Origin of the sequence: Massilia sp. DWR3-1-1 (assembly GCF_049898325.1) — a bacterium.
Lineage (GTDB): Bacteria > Pseudomonadota > Gammaproteobacteria > Burkholderiales > Burkholderiaceae_D > JAFCUW01.
Map to the genome: position 1 here is coordinate 1 of NZ_JAFCXL010000060.1, position 2,303 is coordinate 2,303.

A 2,303-nucleotide genomic window follows, 5' to 3' on the forward strand; every position below is an offset into this window, starting at 1 on the left:
CTTCTCGAATTGGTGGCGACGCTCTTCGCTGTGTTTGTACGGCACGGGCCTACCTGGAAAGAAATGATGCCAGATTGTACACTCCTGTGGCGACAGGTCGAATTATTCAACAACGCCGCGCACCGTGGCGTGGCGGCTGTCCACGCTGCATGCCGCCGGTATCAGGTGGCTTTAATCAGCCAGTCGAATTGCCTCCGCCAAACACTGAAAAGCAGCCCCCGAGGCGGTAACGATCAGTGTTGTGCACGCGCCATATCAGGTTTCGGGTTTGCGACAGTTCTGCAAAGTTTGACATTACGGTGTATGATTTACCCATCGACGGAGGTTTTTATCTCCGCTAAGTTGTACGAAGGTTCCCCAGCCGATGCGAGGAACCACCCGCCATTGAGAAATGGTCTAGCTAGGTCTAGGTAAGAGGGATCGGACCGTATCAAGCAAAAGCCTCCGTTCGCGGGGGCTTTTGTCTTTCTGGCGCCGGCGCCACTACCTTTTCTTTTTCGACCGTGGCCCCTTGGGTTTCGGCGGGATCACGCCGGCCAGCTCCGCGCATACCTGGCCAAAGGGGCGGAATCGCTCCCGCTGCTTCGCAAAGGGTTTGTCCTTGAGGAAGGCGGTCTGCACGTACAGGATCAGCAGAGGTGTGCCCCTTGGCGGCTGGATGGCTGGGCGGTACAAGTCAAAATACACCTGGTAGTGCTCCGTGCCCGACTCCGTGCCGCCGTGCTCCCAAACCATGTAATTATTGTATTTACCAACATAGCATTTGACTTTCCCCGTCGGCAGGCCGCCGATCAGTTCGGGAATCCGATGTGAGTCTCGGTAGCGTCCCAGGTCAAAGCGCCGGCTGCGGCCGCCCAGGTCCAGCCAGTAGCGCGGATCGTTCCGTACAAATTCCTCGGCCGCCTCCGACGTCACATGGCAATCGAAGACCACCCGCACGGTGGCTTTAAATTCCGGCAGCTCGTTGCGTGCTTCCTTCACCACAGCCATGTCGAATGATCGCAGATGGCCGAAGGTGTAGAGCACCCCGTTGATCGTCCGATCCTCCCAGCGCTCCCATTGTTTTTCTTTTCCTTTGTGCATCGCCGCCAGGGCCTTATTTTCCGTAGGCCCACATCATAAGCGTTGGCGCCGATGCGGCGATACCAACATTTCCTAATTTCGCGCCCAGCACTTAACGTCGTTAGTCGATACGTCTTGGCCGGAACAAAAAACATACATAGATTATTTATATTATTAACATATCGAATATATATTCATTATACGGTATTGATACCGGCGGCGATACGGGCCTGAACGACTCAGGAGCGGCGGCGGGGCGTTTCAACTCGCGGTCTTGCAGCGCAACCTCATAGGAATTGATATGGCTATCTTGGATAGTAAGAACGACTAGCAGGCCCTTTCCATCTTCAAAATTGCGTCAGGCGTTGAAACCGCCACCGTGCATTTGCAGACACTTCTCTATGGCATTTGCCAAGCAGTTGAAGATGAGGACGAGGCGATGACGTTGACGCTTGTGGAGAGCGCCCGCCATTTCGTTATGGATATCGAACAGTTCAGGCGAGCGCTCTGCGTCCACGTGCGCACCGAACTTGACACGCTGGTCGACATTCCTGGAGCACCGCGCGCTGGCGCTGCCGCCAGCCAGTCGTTGATAGCCGAACCTGTGGTTTAAAGCCAACGTTGCCGGGTATGGCTACCTTCGAGGCTCAACCGGGCTAGGAGTGATTTCGTAGCTGTATTTCATGTTGTCGTCGCTCCTGCTGCGTATTCCGGCGAACGTGACCAGTCATTCCGGGGAACGTGACCGCTGCGCGTGAGATGGTGTTACGCGTTCAAATTCTAATCCCTGCGGTCACGATGGGTCGCTGTTTTTCTCCTTTTTGACGGTTTTAGGCCGCTCGGCACGCAGCGAGTCGCCGGTCAGCGTGAAGCGGTGGTTGCGCTGCATGATGCGGTCCAGGATCGCGTCGGCGATGGTGGCGTCGCCGATCCACGCATGCCAGTGTTCGACCGGCAGTTGGCTGGTGATGATGGTGGCCTTGCTGCCGGCACGGTCGTCGATGATCTCCAGTAAATCCGAGTGCGTCATGCTGTCGATGGCGCCCATGCCCCAGTCGTCGAGAACCAGCACATCGGTCTTGGCCAGTTGCAGCAGCCATTTGCCGAAGGCCCCGCTGCCGTGGGGCGTTGTTGAATTAATCGACGCCAGGCAAAAACGTCCCTAGTTTCGGTCCGTTTTTAGATTTTTACCGACACCGGCATACCGAAGCTGGTCATCGTGTTCAGTGCTGACGCACTGA

At 56.2% G+C, this 2,303-nt stretch carries 3 protein-coding genes; 1 reads left to right on the top strand and 2 read right to left on the bottom strand.

Translation table 11 applies throughout. From position 1 onward, the window contains the following. Positions 1–483: 483 nt before the first annotated feature. Positions 484–1,083: a hypothetical protein gene (locus tag ACP7EY_RS23830; protein WP_426197735.1), complete on the bottom strand. Its 600-nt coding sequence runs from the start codon at positions 1,081–1,083 to the stop codon at positions 484–486. A gap of 358 nt (positions 1,084–1,441) precedes the next feature. Between ACP7EY_RS23830 and ACP7EY_RS23835 the strand changes: the two genes are divergently transcribed. After that, a complete protein-coding gene (locus ACP7EY_RS23835; protein ID WP_426197736.1) occupies positions 1,442–1,675 on the top strand; it encodes a hypothetical protein in 234 nt (77 codons plus the stop codon). A gap of 180 nt (positions 1,676–1,855) precedes the next feature. Here the strand turns inward: ACP7EY_RS23835 and ACP7EY_RS23840 are convergent, their stop codons facing one another. Continuing rightward, positions 1,856–2,212: an ATP-binding protein gene (locus ACP7EY_RS23840; RefSeq protein WP_426197737.1), complete on the bottom strand. Its 357-nt coding sequence runs from the start codon at positions 2,210–2,212 to the stop codon at positions 1,856–1,858. Between the last annotated feature and the right edge of the window lie 91 nt (positions 2,213–2,303).